The organism is Actinospica sp., from assembly GCF_035552695.1.
In the GTDB taxonomy this organism is placed as follows: domain Bacteria; phylum Actinomycetota; class Actinomycetes; order Streptomycetales; family Catenulisporaceae; genus Actinospica.
Genome location: NZ_DASZKT010000135.1, coordinates 17,835 through 32,060 on the forward strand (window position 1 = coordinate 17,835; position 14,226 = coordinate 32,060).

Sequence of the window (14,226 nt, forward strand, 5' to 3'; positions counted from 1 at the left end):
TCTCCCGGCGTTTCGGGTGGAGGCTCCGGTGGGTTCGGCTGCTGTGGCAGAGAGTAGGACCTCGGACACATGGCCGCAAGAGTCGCAAGAAACTTTCGTAATATGCACGACACACCCTGCAAATCATTGCGCACGGGCCGTCTCAGCAGAGGCGATCAGTAATCGATCAAGCCTGAGCAGGTGCTTCGCGTTTACGCACGCTCCTTCGAGTCCCGTCAGAGGATCGCAAATTTCCGATCACCCGGTCGACAAGCTGCCGGAACTCATGCTCGCAGCGCTGGAGCAGCCACTTTCATCGACTGGGCGACTCTCATCGCATCGGGTACACCGATCCGGACGTAGGCGTCATGGGGAGCGCCGGCCGATGCTCGCGGTGTCGAGGCCTCCGCCGTCCCCGCAGAGCCCTCGGACTACCGAGCTCTGCTCGACTCGGTGCGGGAAGGACTGGCCTATCTCTGGCGCACCGGCAAGCTGCGCTATGGAGTGGCGCTGAGCACGATGAACAACATCGCTCTCGGCGGATTCGAGGTCCTCGTCGTCTTTCGGCTCCGGCAATCGCTCGGAGCCTCGAGCGCCGTCACCGGCCTGGTCTTCGCGAGCGGCGGACTGGCGGCATTCCTCACCTCCCTCGTGGTGCGCAGAATCGCCGCTCGCCTCGGCCTGCTGAGCGGTATGGGGCTCGGTCTGGCCGGCATCGGCGCGGCGGGGCTGCTTCTCGCCGCGGCACCGACGACGTGGCTGGTCGCGGTGGCGCAGGCGCTGAACATCACCTTCGGCCTCGTGTTCAACGTGTGCTGGCGCACGTATCGTCAGAACCATTGTGAGAGCTCGATGATCGGCCGCGTCTCCGGTGCATGCCGGGGCATCGCGTACTGCGGCGCCACCATCGGCTCAGGGCTCTGCGCGGCGTCGCTCGCGGTCGGCCTGCCGGCCACCGACTACCTCTACGTCGGCGGCGTGATGGTGCTGGCCCTCGCACTGCTTTCCAGGCGCCTCTTCCGAGAGGCCGACCCGGGCGCGGTCCAGTCTCACGGATGACGTGGACCGGGTTCGTCGGCAGCCGAGGAAAACAGTTGAGCTGCCCGACCTGCCTCGGGCATGATCGGCTCGTGGACACGTACCTGGAGACCGAGCGCCTGGCGCTGCGCCGCTTCACTGCCGAGGACGCGGACCTGCTGATCGAACTGGACAGCGACCCGGCGGTGATGCGCTACCTGTCCGGCGGCGATCCGACTCCGCCGGAGCTCGTCCGCGAGCGCGACCTGCCGAGCGTCCTCGCCGTCTACGAGAAGTGGGGCGGCGACCTCGGACTGTTCGCCGCGCACGAGAAGGACGGGGGCGCGTTCATCGGCTGGTTCTGCCTGCGTCCCGAGCGACAGGGTCCGCCGGACGAGGCTGAACTCGGCTACCGGCTGCGGAAGGCGGCTTGGGGCAGGGGTTATGCCACCGAGGGTTCGCGGGCCCTGCTGCGCAAGGGGTTCACCGAGCTCGGCGTGCGCATGGTCTGGGCTGCGACGATGTCCGTGAATCACGGTTCGCGCAACGTCATGGAGAAGCTCGGGATGACGTTCGCGCACACCCTCCCCACTCCCGACGACATGATGATGGTCGAGGGCTCCGAGCACGGGGGCGTGCGGTACGAGATCACCAAGGAGCAGTGGGAGCGGCAGTAGCTCCCTCGAGAGCTCCCTCGAGCGGAGCACGGCCCGGCATCCTGGCACCATCCGCCATCGGCCTATCCGGTGAAGCGAAGGCTTAAGTATGAGTAAGATTATTTACCTGATATCTCGGCACTGTTGTGAATCATCGCTTTCCGCCGGAGGCGGGTGAGCACCGTGCGGGCTCCGGCGTCGGACGCAGCCTCCTGATTAGCACTCATAGTCGCGCATGACCAGTGTCTACATCGCTTCGGTGTGGCATGCGCCATCTCATCGCGTAGTAGTGTTCCTCTGACATTGGTGTCGAGCGAGGATGCGATGAACAACCACGTGCCACCCCAGGCGCCCGAGGTATCGGACTTCGAGAAGCCGTCGACCGCACGGATGTACGACTACTACCTCGGCGGCTCACACAACTTCGAGGCGGACCGTGCACTCGCCCAGCGCACCATCGAGATCTGGCCGGACGCGGCACACCAGGCCCGGGCGAATCGGGCGTTCCTGCGCCGATCAGTCGCGTACCTCGCCGAAGCCGGGATCGACCAGTTCCTCGACCTCGGCTCCGGGATCCCGACCTCCGGCAACGTGCACGAAGTGGTGGGTGAAGTGAACCCGGCGGCCCATGTCGTATATGTGGACGCTGATGCCGTCGCCGTCGCGCACAGCAAGGGTTTGCTCGCGCACGTGCCCGAAGTCGCGGCCATCCAGGCCGACCTGCGCGACCCGCAATCGGTGCTCGGCAACCCCACGGTCACCGCACTTCTCGACTTCGACCGCCCGGTCGCGCTGCTCACGTTCGCAGTGCTGCACTTCGTGCCCGAGGAGGACGACCCCGCCGCGATCTTGGCGACCTACCGGGACGCGACCGCACCCGGCTCCTATCTGGCGCTCAGCCACTGGACGAATGAGTACCGCCCCGAATCCGCGCGCCTCGCCGAGGACGTCTACGCCCACTCCAGCCACTCCGCGCGCGGCCGCTCGCGCGAGGAGATCAGGGCGCTGATGGCCGGGTACGAGCTGCTGGAGCCGGGCCTGGTCGACATCATCGACTGGCGCCCGGACCCGCAGTCAGCCCCCGACCCGCTCGGCGGCGACGTCACGCGGTACTCGGCGCTCGGAGCGGTGGGGCGCAAGGTCTGAGTGTCCCGGCCGTGCCCCCGGAACGAGCGTGGCGCAGGGCACCGTCACCTCCCAGTCGCCTCCGGGCGCGGTCACGAAGATCACCGAGGCGAGCGTCGGATATTGCTCGCAGGCGACCTCGCCGCTCGTCACCTGGGCGAGCCAACCCGGCGACTGCGCCCGATCCTGGTCGGTACCGATGACGTAGTTGGCGGTGAGGTTCCCGGCCAGCAGCACGCCCAGCGCGACGACAGGAAGGCGGCCGAAGCCGTCCGCGTCGACGAGGGCGGCGAAGGCGGTGACCAGCAGCAGTGCGGGAACGGTGTCGTAGCGCGGCCGTGAGAAGCCGGCGGTCATGACCAACAGGGCGAACAGTTCGAAGCCGGCACCGACGCACAGCGCCACGAACAACCACCGCGGCTTGGCCAGCACACGTGCCGCCACCAGCGCGAGTACCAGTAGCACGATGCCGATCGCCGGGGCGATCCACGCGACGTCGAGGCCCACGTAACTAAGTTCCGTGCGGCTGACCAGCGCCTTGCCCAGCACGTCCTGCGCGTAGCTGTGGCCGACGAACGTGAGGCTGTAGTCGGTGGTCAGCTTCCTCGTGCCGCCCCCGCCGTGCAGCACCGCGACGGCTTGCAGGGCCAGTCCGAGGCCCAGGCCGCATACCTGCCAGCGGCTCTCCCTCCACGGCCTACACCACAGGCGCACGAGCAGGATCGGCGAGAGGAAGAGCGTGGAGATCGGGTCGCTGGCGACGGCGAGGAAGAGCACTACGCCGGCGAGCGCTCGGCGGCCGGCGGCCCGCGGGTTCCACAGGAACATCCAGAAAGTGACGTAGAGCAGGTACCACTGGAGGTTCACGACGTTGTTCGCGACCTCACCAGCCCCGAACACCAACAGCGCGGTGACGGCGGCGAGACAGGCACGCGGCGCGCGGGAACGGAAGTGCTCGACAGAAGCGTGATAGACCAGCAGCGCCAGAGCAGAACTGAACGTCGCGCCGGTCAAAGCCATGGCCGCGGCGGCCCAGGAGATCGGCAGGAACGAGATGAGCCCGATCAGCAGCCGCGGGAGGAACTCCAGGTAGCCGTTGTTCGGCGTGAGCAGGCCGGAGAAGAGGCCCTGATGGAAGGTCGGCTGATAGAACACCGGACCGTCCTCGGCCCACATCGAGTCCAGTGCCCCCGGCCCGCCCACCCGCGCGAGCGAAAGCGCGGTGGCCACGGCCACGAACAGCACACCGACCGCCACAGTCCGGCGCGAGACACCACAGCGGGTCGAGACCGGATACAGCGTGCGCATCCGCCGGCGCACCTCGTCGAGCATGCCGCTCGGTGCTGCCTGCCGACCTGGGCTCACGCCAGGATCCGTCTCGGCCCCGAGCCTCTTTCGGACGGCATCCAGCACTGCCGCACGTGTCGTCTCGGCCAAAGTCGGCCCCTCCCAATGCTTCTTGGGCGTCTCGGCAGAAGGTCCGAAACGATCGTCCCACACACCGGAGCGCGACACTCGAAGGCACCGCGGCGCGCGACGTTTGGACGACGGCCGGGACCGGCGGATCTCGGCCCCTGCAACCGGCTCTACGCGCGGTGCATCACGGCCGTCCGCCGAAGTCCCAGTTGTGGACCTCGATGTCGGCGTACCGTTCCGCCGTCAGCACAGCGCGTGCGGCGTCCGAGTCGGGCGCCTGGATCAGCGCCGCCGTACCCAGCCAGGTGATGCCGTCGTCGCCGAGCAGCGGCCCGTACGCGATCAGCTCGTCCGAATCGGGCGGCACGCTGAGGTCGACGGCCTGCCCCTGGCCAAGGCCGAGCACCAGAAAGCGGTTGGCGTCGACAAGCCCGCCGGGCAGTTCCCACATGGTGCGCCCCAGTACGTTGCGCCAGCGACGTAGCAGCACGTCCCGGTACATGCCGGCCTGGTAACAGGGTTCGTCGAAGGCGAACCCGCGAGCGGCCGCAGGATCCGGCAGATCGACGATGTGCACACTCCCGGTGGGCGTGTCCCCGTCATCGGCGAGCGTCGGGCCGCGGGCGATCATCTCGGCCGCGAATCGGTCCATGTACGACCAGTGCTCTTCGAGCAGTTCACGGCGCAGCGCCGTGGAGCCTGGCCGGTCGCGGTGGTAACAGAAGAACTCCATTGCCATTGTCCATTCAGGCGCTTGTAGTGGTTGCGGCGGTCGCGCGGGAGATCGACAGTCTGGCGGCCGCGGGGTCGTCGCCGTAGCCGACGAAGAGCCGGTAGGTCATGTCGTCGAGCAGGAAACGCGCGACGTGCGGCGGCTGTGTGCCGGTGATGGCGAGCGTGACCATCCCATGCCACATGGCCCACAGTTGCGCCGCCCAGCCGGAGACCAGTCCGGCTGCCTCCACGCGGTCGAACCGCTCGGCGTCGACGCACCGCTGGACGGCCGAGACGAGCTGCCGGAAGAGCTCGGCACCGGCGTTCTCCGTCTCCCGCGGTGGCTGGTCGACGAACATGGCCCGGTACAGCGCGGGATCGCCGAGTGCGGAGTCGAGGTACACGATGCCGGTGGCCGCCAGAGCGGCGACCGGATCGTCGGAGCCGAGCGAAGTCGCGGTGCGCGTGGTCAGACGGGCGAAGCCGTCACCGCGAATGGCGAGGCGGATTTCGTCCATGCTGCCGAAGTGGGAGTAGATGGCCATCGTGGAGGCGCCCACCTCGGCTGCGAGTCTCCGGACGGTCAGGGCGCGCGGCCCCTCGGCGGCGAGGATGCGCGCGGCGGCGTTGAGCAGTGCGCCACGGATGGCCGGGTCGGCTGGTCGGGGACTCACGTCTGGACAGTAGCATAACGGCGATATATAACATAGTTATGGAGACGCTCACCGACCCGGGCCAGCACTGTCCCCCTCGCGGGGACCCGCTCGAGGCCGCGCCCGGCCGACGCCGGGGCACGCCATGGGAGCGGATGGGCGGCGGTACCGCGCTTGCTCAGTCGTCGCTACCGTCCGTCGTGTTCGTCTTCGCCAACGCCCTGGGCGGGCTCGTCGCCGGCCTGGGCGCGGCGCTCGGCGTGGCGGCGATGCTGATCATCACGCGCCTGTCCCGCCGGCAGCCGCTGCGTACGGCCATCGGCAGCGTCGTCGGTCTCGGCGTCTCCTCGTTCCTGGCGTACCGCAGTGGCTCGGCGGGGGCGTACTTCCTGCCCGACATATGGTTCGACCTAGCCGGCTTCGCGGTCCTCACGACATCGATCGTGGCCCGCAGGCCGTTGGTCGGAGTCATCTGGAGCGTGCTCAACGAGGCGCCGGCGCACTGGCGGCAGGACAAGCCGTCCCTCGTCGGCTACGACATCGCGACCGCTGCCGTCGCCGGCGTATTCGCCGGCCGCTTCGTGATGCAGGGCTGGCTCATGTCGCGCGACGACACCGGCTGGCCGCTGGTCGTGCGGACGGTCGCGATCTACCCGCTGTGGGTCGCAGCTGCGGCGGTCGTCGTATGGGCGATACGCCGGTCCGACCGGAGGCTGCGGACCGCGGGCGAGTAGCCGGGCGACGCGCGCCGCATCAGCACTCAAAGTCAGCTAGACGCGGCCCCTCCGGATCCGGGCTCCGCATGCGTATGGCGGTCAGTTGGCGCCGATCACCTGGAAGCTCGAGTTCTCGAAGACGTGATGGATGTTGGTGCCGATGTCGTGGACCTCGTAGTCGCCGCCGGCCAACTGGACGACCCGGTCGACGATCCCGCCCGGGTATTCCTTCAGCGCGGCGGTGACCGCCTGGTCAGCGGTGCTGGCACCGACGATCGTGCCCTGGCCCTCGGTGTACGCGGGAATCGTGCCGTAGCTCTGCGACGTGTTCTTCTGCCCCCGCTGCAGAACGGTGACGTCCGCCGAGGAGGTGGTGTATCCGCTGTCGGCCGGCTCGATAGTGACCTGCGTGGCGGCGATCGTCGAACTGTTCACCGTGCCGAGCACGACGACTACCGCGCCCGTCGTGACCGCGCTCACCGTGGTCGCGATCGACGTTCCGCTGGTCGCGTTCTCATAGGTGGTGGACGCGCTTTCATTGGCGGTGAACTTCTCCCCCACGGTCGTCGTCACCGTGAAGCCGGTGCTGGACATGCTGCTGACGGTGCCGGCAGTGCCGCCGGGCTTGTTGACGGCGCGGGCGTTGGATCCCTGCCCGGCGCCGCCGCTGCCGCCGGCGCCGCCGCCGAAAGGCCCGCGCGGCTGCGCAGAACTCGTGCTCGTACTCGTAGTCGAGGACGCCGCGGTCGAACTGCTCGACGATCCGGACGTGGAGACCAGTCCGATCGTGATCCCGCCGACCGCCACCACCGCTATTCCGGCGGTGATCACGATGTTCCGCTTGCGCGAGAAGAAGCCCCGCTTCCCGGAGGGACCCTGCGGCGGCACAGGTTGCTCGGGTATTGACAAGGGCTCGTTCGACGGCTGACCGCCGATCCCGGGAGCCCCGTCGGCGCCGCTCGGGTCGTACTCATTCATGCTGAGTGATCCTCTCTGTGACCTGCTTGCATAGAAAGAATCACCTCAAATTCTCCGTCCCGCGTTTGGCGCTCATGTGAATTCTCTGAGAAACGACGCCGCCCGATTCGGTGCGCCGAGCTATCTTTCGACGAGCCGGCTCACCGACATCAAGCACGTCGTGATCCTGATGCAGGAGAACCGCTCCTTCGACCACTACTTCGGCACGCTGCCCGGAGTGCGCGGCTTCTCCGACCCGGACGCGGTGACCCTGGGCACCGGCAAGTCGGTGTTCTACCAGCCGGACCCGCAGAACCCGGACGGCTACACCCTGCCCTTCCACCTGGACACCTCCACCACGGGCCGGTACGCGGGTGGATCCTTCGTAACCGGTGGCGGCGCGCGGAGACGGTCGCATAGTCTCGCGGACATGGCAGATGAGTTTGCGGACGTCCGTCTGCTCGGGCCGCCGGTGAGCGATGGCGAGTACATCGCATTGGGTGAGCGCGAGGTAGTGCACCTGCACGAGTACACGCGGATTTATGCGGTGCCCGGCCTGTATGAGCATGTCGTCCAGGAGCTACTGCAGTGCACATCGCCGCAGGTCGTGACGGCGGGCTTCCTGCGCGCGGTCGGGCACCTCGGACTGGAGCCGGGCTCTATGACAGTCCTCGACGTCGGCGCCGGCACGGGGCTGGTCGGCGAACTAGTGCGTCGCGGAGGTGCGGCTCAGGTCGTCGGTGTCGACTCGCTGGCGGCAGCGCGCGTGGCGAGCCTGCGCGACCGGCCAGGCGTGTACGCCGACTACGTGGTCGGCGACTTCTCGCTCGGCGACTCACTCCGTGAGGAGTTACGCCCGTACCCGCTCGGCGGATTGGTGTCGGCCGGAGCGTTCGGCGGCACGCATGCCAAGCCGCAGGCGCTTGAAAACGCACTCGCGGTCCTGCCTCCGGGCGCGCCCGTCGCCTTCACGATTGATGAGCGGTGGATGGATGAATCGGATCCGGACGGGTTCGGCGCCGCCGTCGAACGGCTGCAGGCCGACGGACGCCTCACGCTCATGGAGCGAACCAGATTCCAGCACCGCGTGACCACCACCGGCGAGCCGATCTTCTACCAGCTCGTCGTGGGCCAGACCGCTGAGGTGGACGACGCGTCGGCTACGAGGTCTTGATGGCCTGGCTCATGGTGGTCTGGGTCCCGGTGAACTTGACCCCGTCGGTCACGATCGGGGTGATCGCTCCGCTGCCGCTGACCGAGAAGCGTCCGGTGGGTCCGCCGGCGACCATGTAGTGGCCGGGGGCGTACTCGCGGAGGAACAGCACGTACCGCTCGCCAACCTTGAACAGCGGGTCGTCATCGAACTGATACACCTCGCCGTTGACGGCTCCGCCGGTCTGGTGGATCGACAGGGTCACCGGCGTACCCGACGTGCTGGCGGCGGCGCGGTGGCCGGGGTCGTAGAGGTCGGCTGTGACGGTGAACTGGAAGTCGGTGAACGGAGCGCTGGTGGTCGAGGCGCCCGGTTCCTGGGTCGCCTTCGTGATGGTGCCCTCCACGGCCACGTCGGTGTGCGCCTTGAGGTCGGCCATCGAGCGGTAGTAGTGCGCCCAACTCGCGTCCATGTTCACGACTTTAGGAGCAACCTGGGTGACGCTGTTCGAACAGGCGGCGAGCGTGCCGAGGAGCGTGGCGGCCACGGCCGTGGCCGTGGTGCGGGGGATGCGGTTCATCGCTTTCATTCCCTCTCTCTCCAGTTCGGGCCCACCGAACTGTCGGACACGTCTTTGACGGTCCTGTCGGGGCTGCCGTTCCCCTCCCATAGAAGGATGCTGTGTCACTCGTCCGCTGATCCTGATCCGGGACCGGTCCCAGACGCGCGTCTGTAGCGTCATCGGTGCTCGGGAACCTGAGACTCGACCCTACGAACTGTCGTATCCTGGCGCGGCTTACGACAGAGCTCGACGATTCGCCGACGCCGTGCCGGGAGGGGACGAGAATGAGCGGACAGCCCGAGGCGTCCGCCGAGGCAGCGGCCGAGCTGCGAGCGGAGCGGCGGCGGCTGTCCGCGCCCGCGCTTTTCTTCCTCGCCGCGGGCGGGGTGCTCGGCTCCGGATGGACCCTCGGCGGGGTACTGGCCGACCAGGGCGCCGGGTCCTGGGCCGTATTCTCCTGGCTCATCGGCGGCGCGCTGATGCTGGTGATCGCGGCCGTGATGGTCGGCCTGAGCACCGCGGCGCCGAAGACCGGCGGGCTGATCTTCCTGCCCCTGCAGAGCAGCGGGCCGCTGCTGGCCACGGTGGTCGCGGCCGGGCTCTGGACGTTCTACGCGGTCAACCCGGCCAGCGAGGCGGTCGCGATGACCCGCGCGGTGGCCGCCTGGACGCACACGGAGGACGCGCTGCTCAAGGCGCACGGCACCGGTCTGAGCGCAGCCGGCCTCGGTTGGGCCGTGCTGCTGTTGCTGCTGGTCACGACCGTGAACCTGCTCGGGCCGCGGCTGTTCTTGGCCGTCAACGGCGTTCTGACGGCCTTTAAGATCGTCGTTCCGCTGCTGATCGTGCTGCTGCTCGTCTATGCCGAACTGCACCCCTCCGGGCGCACCATCCACGTCGCGACGGCGCCGAGCGCCGAGCCCGGGCGTTTCGATCTCACCTCAGTGCTCACGACCGTCACCGTCAGCGGCGTCATCTACGCCTATCTCGGCTTCCAGGGACCGCTTGACTTCGCCGGCAGCGTGCGGCGACATGGTCGCGGCGAGGCGGCTCGGTTTCGGCGAGCCGTGTACGGCACGGTCTGCGGATCGATGCTGCTGTATGCCGCGCTGCAATTCGTGGTCATCTATATCCGGCACCGGGTCGGCCCGATAGACGCGTCCGCGGACCCGTACACCGCGTTCGCGCAGGCGGTCGCGCCGACCTGGGCCGCGGGGCCGATGAGCACGCTGATAAACCTCGACGCGGTACTCTCCCCGGCGGGCTCCGCGATGGTCTTCACCTACGTGCTCACCCGCGAGGTCGCGGCGCTCAGCCGCGCCCACCTGACCCACCGCGGCCTGCAGACCAGCCGCTACTCGGTCATCCCCGTGCGCGGTGTGCGGCTGCGCAGGCTTTTCGGTGAACGCCTCGACGTGTACTGGCTCATTCTCATCGTCGACTTCTTCATCAGTACCCTGGCACTGCTGGTCGTCGACGGGAACTGGGTCGTGCTGAGCTCCGTCACCAGCATCCTGGCCCTGGTCGTCTACGCGACGCCGAGCGTGGTGCTGGCCGCGCTTCGCCGTGGCGCGCACAAGGGTGAGCTGCGCTTCCGGCACCACGTGCTCGCCGAGACCGCCTTCGTGTCCATCGCCGTCATCTTCCTGCTCGCGGGTTGGGACCGACTCTGGCCGGGCATGGCCGCGCTGACCGCGAGCTGCGCACTGCTGTTCGGAATGCCGAAGTGGGCAGAGGGGCGCCGTTGGTACGACGCTCGGCTGCACGCGCCGCAACTGCTGAGGCTGCGGGGCGAGCACTCGTATTCGGCGCGCTCGGCGCTCGTGCTCTACGGATTCTTCGGCGTGACGACGCTCATCTCGCTACTCAACAAGTACGCCTGGCCGAGGCACCCGGCCGTGGAACTCTGCACGGCACTGCCGGTGGCGGTACTCGCCGCGGTCTGCTTCCACTGGCTGGTGCGCCTGTCCGAGGAGTACATGAAGGTACACGCCCCAACGCTGCCGACGCCGATGACCGCCGCGCCGGATGAGAGCGCTCCGGAAACCTCGGGCGGGGCCGCCCCAGAGCCCGTCACTGCACAGAGTTGACGACCGCGTCGCCCTCGGTGTCGAAGCCGTGGGCGCGCAGCGCGTCCACCACGTCGTCGCGGCTGCGTTCGTCCGCCCAGCGGCCCACCGTCGCGCCGAGCAGCGCCTTCCACCGCTCGTCCGCGGGCAGGGCCGGATCCTGACGCACCCGGCGCACGATCGCGGTCGCGTACGCCGGGGTCACCGCCTGCTCATTCTCCAGGGAGCGTTCCAGCAGGTCGATGGCGATGGCCGGCTGACCGGCTGCGTACATCTGAGCCGCGATGTCGCCCAGCACCGCCGCCGCGGTCTGCGCGGAAGGCGCGTCGCCCTGCTTCGGATCGGCGCGTTCGCGCACCGCCCAGAAGGTGAGGCTGGGGGCGCGCCCGACCTCCTGCAGGCCCTTGAGATACTCGGCGAAATCGGCGCCTTCGATCTCGCCCTCGTGCAGCAGCGCGCTCAGCCGCTCGTTGACCACCTGGGCCGTGCGCCGCAGGTCCGGGCCGTCCACCTCGCCGAGCAGTTGCGCGACCTCGGTCCCGGTGCGGCCCTTGACGTGCTCGGCCATGGCCACCCGCAGCCGCGTCCGGCATTCCCGCGGCACGTCGGGGTCGTCCAGGATCTCGTGCAGGTTCCTGAGGAAGGCGATGTCGCGCGGGCCCGTCGCACCGTTCGCGCCGTCCGCCACGACGTCCGCCAGCAGCCGCGGCAGGCTCGGATTGAGGGTGACCGACTTCTGCCAGGTCAGGATGATCTTGTGCAGCGACTCGTCGGAGCCCCGGCTCGCCGCGTGGCGGCGCACCGAGGCGAAGCAGCGCTCCGAGCGGCGGACGAGGATCTCGCACAGCTGGCAGAGCAGCCGCTCGCTCCAGTTGCGGCCGGCGTGCGCGGCGAGTGACTCGGCCCCCGTCGGCTCGCCGACGAGCAGGCTGGCGGCGAGCTGGAGCACGGCCGGCTCATCCCTGCGGACCAGCAGCCGTCGGTCGATCCAGGATTCGACGATGCGTTCGGACGGGCTCACGTGGTTGAGCGCGCGGACGATGCCGTCCCGCTCCACGGCCGCGGGATTGTCGCGCAGGGGGGCGTTGGCGGCGGCCTGCTGCAGGGCGTTCTCCAGCAGGAACGCGGCGGCGTCCGGATCTCCCCCGTCGTTCAACCCGATGTAGAGCATCGCCTTGTCGAGGCTCGTGCGTCCGGACGAGGGTCCCGCGAAGGCTGTCAGGGCCTTGTGCACCAGCGAGGCGTCGGGAGCGCGGTCCGCGCCCTCGGCCGCCCGGCACACCGTGATGAACACCGCCACCTCGGGCACCGTCCGCTGCGCGATGACGTCGTGCACGATGCCGTCGGTAAGCCTGGCCGGCTTCGGGTCCGGATCCTCCGGGTTCGGCTTCTCCTTGCGCCAGCGACCTATCGCCAGCTGCGCGGCCTCGGCGACCGGCCGGGTCAGGGCGGCGAACGCCAGCACGGCCAGGGCGTCCAGCCGGTCGAGGTTCTCGGAGCCGGCCTGGTCGGGCTCCGGCTCCAACTCCAGCAGGTCGTCGGTCCTCCGCAGCAGCGCCAGGGCCTGCAGGATCCGGATGGCCTCCGCGGGGTTCGGCGCCGACCCCGCGCGGATGAACCGGACGCGGGCGAAGACGTCGGAGATGGAGTTGCCCTCGCGGCGGACCCACTCGTACTTCGCGAGATCGAGGTCGCTCATGCGACCAGCGTCTGCGGACGGCTCGAGTTCCAGAACCGGGCGAACTGCTCGGCCTCACGGAACCGCTCGTCGGCGCTCTCGGCGATCTTCTCGGCCCGCCGACGGGCGAGCGGCTCGGGGCGGCGGGAGAGCAGCGCGACGACCCGGCCGGCCTTCTCCGGGTCGTCGAGCAGCGGTTCGAAGCTGACGCCGGTCTCCGTCAGCATCAGGTCGACCCAGCCCTCGGGCTCCGTCGGATTGGGATGTTCGGTGGCCCGCTCGTCGGTGGTGGACCTGTTGGAGAACAGCGGCATGTACTCCCGGGCATCGTTGAGGACCATCCGCAGCGTGTTCTTGTGCCGCCGGCACGCGATCATGTCCCGCTCCGCCGCGTCCCGGATCATCCCGATGGTGAGCACGTCCTCGTGGTCCGCCGTGCCCCGCTTCAGGACGTTGAGCAGGTGCGCGCTGAACGGCGTGCAGCCGCGCAGGCTCTCGTCGAGGATCGGGCCGGTGCATCCGGCGGCCTCGACCCGCGGATCCTCGTTCGCCGCCGTGAACACGCAACTGCTGTCGTGCTCGGCGCGCAGGACGCCGTTCATGATGCCCTCCGCGTCCTCGGGCGCCGCTCCCCCCGGCTCGCCGCCGAGATGCCCGAGCCGGTTGGAGTAGCAGCAGTCGGCGATCAGCACCTTGCGCTTGGCCTCGCTCTTGCGCATCGCGTGGTAGACGTACCAGCTGGAAAGCCAGGTGTACGGCTCGTGCCGCCGCGAGGAGCCGACCGCGAAGTGCACCTCGGCGCCGCCGGGCACGTCGTTCCAGTAGATTCCGTGGCCGATGTAGACGATCAGCAGGGTGCTCTCGGGCTCGCGGCCGGCCTCGTCCGCGGCCCGCTTCACCGCCTCCATCACGTCGATCACCGAGCCGAGCCGGTCCTCGGAGAGCACCTCGACGTTCTCCGCGCCCCAGCGCTCGTCCTCGCCGAGCACCTCGCCGTACATCCGCGCGCTGCGCGCGATCGACTCGTGGTCCTGCAGCCCGGAGCCCTCCGTGTACCGGGAGGGTCCGATGATCAGCGCGCGCGAGCCCATCTCAGTTCTCTGTTTCCGTCTGCTCCGGCGGGTCGGCGACCTCCGCCGTCTCGATCTGAGCCTCCGGCGGGCTGAGACGGGTCTCGCGCCACCGCGTGACCGACTCGCGCACGCGGTCGACCACGGGATCCATCGCCAGGCTCACGCCCTTTTCCAGCAGGACGGTCAGCAGAAGCTCCGCGATCCCGCCGGACAGGTGTTCGGCGCCGTCGCGACGCTCCTCGCTCCACTCCAGCCCGGTCTGCCGCTCGAGATCCTTGAGCAGCCCTTCGGCTTCATCGAGGCCGAGATCCCCGGTAATGCGCACAGTGACCTGGGTCGCCATTCCCTCGTACCCCCTCAGCGGCACCACTGATCAGCTTCTCCCTTGAGCGTAGTAGCGCACCTGACGGGCCGTCAACGGACGGCATGGCAGGAGCCGGGTGGCTGGACGCGGCGCG

General features: G+C 68.9%; 13 protein-coding genes and 1 pseudogene. 6 read left to right on the forward strand and 8 right to left on the reverse strand.

What is annotated here, in order from left to right; genetic code table 11:
- Nucleotides 1-432 precede the first annotated feature (432 nt).
- The 3 genes from VG296_RS17395 to VG296_RS17405 all read left to right on the forward strand — a co-directional run bounded on the left by VG296_RS17395 (nt 433) and on the right by VG296_RS17405 (nt 2,798).
- On the forward strand, nt 433-1,038 hold the full coding sequence (locus VG296_RS17395) for an MFS transporter (RefSeq protein WP_325566790.1): 606 nt from the start codon (nt 433-435) through the stop codon (nt 1,036-1,038).
- Nucleotides 1,039-1,109: 71 nt separating this feature from the next.
- Entirely contained in the window at nt 1,110-1,673 is a 564-nt protein-coding gene (locus tag VG296_RS17400) for a GNAT family N-acetyltransferase (protein ID WP_349259599.1), read from the forward strand.
- Between the two features lie 303 nt (nt 1,674-1,976).
- The gene (locus VG296_RS17405; RefSeq protein ID WP_349259600.1) at nt 1,977-2,798 is read left to right on the forward strand and encodes an SAM-dependent methyltransferase; all 822 of its coding nucleotides are present in this window, start codon (nt 1,977-1,979) and stop codon (nt 2,796-2,798) included.
- On the opposite strand, the gene VG296_RS17410 is transcribed toward VG296_RS17405, so the two are convergent.
- The 3 genes from VG296_RS17410 to VG296_RS17420 all read right to left on the reverse strand — a co-directional run bounded on the left by VG296_RS17410 (nt 2,727) and on the right by VG296_RS17420 (nt 5,581).
- Nucleotides 2,727-4,142, reverse strand: coding sequence for a hypothetical protein (locus tag VG296_RS17410; protein ID WP_325566793.1), 1,416 nt, complete (start codon nt 4,140-4,142; stop codon nt 2,727-2,729). The genes VG296_RS17405 and VG296_RS17410 overlap by 72 nt on opposite strands.
- Nucleotides 4,143-4,377: 235 nt before the next feature.
- A complete protein-coding gene (locus VG296_RS17415) occupies nt 4,378-4,926 on the reverse strand; it encodes a YciI family protein (RefSeq protein WP_325566794.1) in 549 nt (182 codons plus the stop codon).
- 13 nt (nt 4,927-4,939) lie between these two features.
- Entirely contained in the window at nt 4,940-5,581 is a 642-nt protein-coding gene (locus VG296_RS17420) for a TetR/AcrR family transcriptional regulator (RefSeq protein WP_325566795.1), read from the reverse strand.
- Nucleotides 5,582-5,619: 38 nt separating this feature from the next.
- Between VG296_RS17420 and VG296_RS17425 the strand changes: the two genes are divergently transcribed.
- The gene (locus VG296_RS17425; protein WP_325566796.1) at nt 5,620-6,294 is read left to right on the forward strand and encodes a DUF3159 domain-containing protein; all 675 of its coding nucleotides are present in this window, start codon (nt 5,620-5,622) and stop codon (nt 6,292-6,294) included.
- Nucleotides 6,295-6,375: 81 nt separating this feature from the next.
- On the opposite strand, the gene VG296_RS17430 is transcribed toward VG296_RS17425, so the two are convergent.
- Nucleotides 6,376-7,254 carry a hypothetical protein gene (locus VG296_RS17430; RefSeq protein WP_325566797.1) on the reverse strand — a complete coding sequence of 293 codons (879 nt, stop codon included), beginning with the start codon at nt 7,252-7,254 and terminating at the stop codon, nt 6,376-6,378.
- 145 nt (nt 7,255-7,399) lie between these two features.
- Here VG296_RS17430 and VG296_RS32935 point away from each other — a divergent pair.
- Nucleotides 7,400-7,588 (forward strand): annotated as a pseudogene (locus tag VG296_RS32935) (alkaline phosphatase family protein); the annotation flags it as partial.
- Nucleotides 7,589-8,393: 805 nt separating this feature from the next.
- Here the strand turns inward: VG296_RS32935 and VG296_RS17440 are convergent.
- The gene (locus VG296_RS17440; RefSeq protein ID WP_325566799.1) at nt 8,394-8,966 is read right to left on the reverse strand and encodes a hypothetical protein; all 573 of its coding nucleotides are present in this window, start codon (nt 8,964-8,966) and stop codon (nt 8,394-8,396) included.
- Between the two features lie 266 nt (nt 8,967-9,232).
- Here VG296_RS17440 and VG296_RS17445 point away from each other — a divergent pair, with 266 nt between their 5' ends.
- Nucleotides 9,233-11,038, forward strand: coding sequence for an APC family permease (locus tag VG296_RS17445; protein ID WP_325566800.1), 1,806 nt, complete (start codon nt 9,233-9,235; stop codon nt 11,036-11,038).
- Here VG296_RS17445 and VG296_RS17450 read toward each other — a convergent pair.
- Genes VG296_RS17450 through VG296_RS17460 form a run of 3 tightly spaced genes read right to left on the reverse strand, consistent with a single transcriptional unit; the run spans nt 11,022 to nt 14,111 of the window.
- Nucleotides 11,022-12,716: a hypothetical protein gene (locus VG296_RS17450; protein WP_325566801.1), complete on the reverse strand. Its 1,695-nt coding sequence runs from the start codon at nt 12,714-12,716 to the stop codon at nt 11,022-11,024. The genes VG296_RS17445 and VG296_RS17450 overlap by 17 nt on opposite strands.
- On the reverse strand, nt 12,713-13,786 hold the full coding sequence (locus VG296_RS17455) for a hypothetical protein (RefSeq protein WP_325566802.1): 1,074 nt from the start codon (nt 13,784-13,786) through the stop codon (nt 12,713-12,715). Before VG296_RS17455 ends, VG296_RS17450 begins: the two co-directional genes overlap by 4 nt.
- 1 nt (nt 13,787) lies before the next feature.
- On the reverse strand, nt 13,788-14,111 hold the full coding sequence (locus tag VG296_RS17460) for a hypothetical protein (protein WP_325566803.1): 324 nt from the start codon (nt 14,109-14,111) through the stop codon (nt 13,788-13,790).
- Nucleotides 14,112-14,226 lie beyond the last annotated feature (115 nt).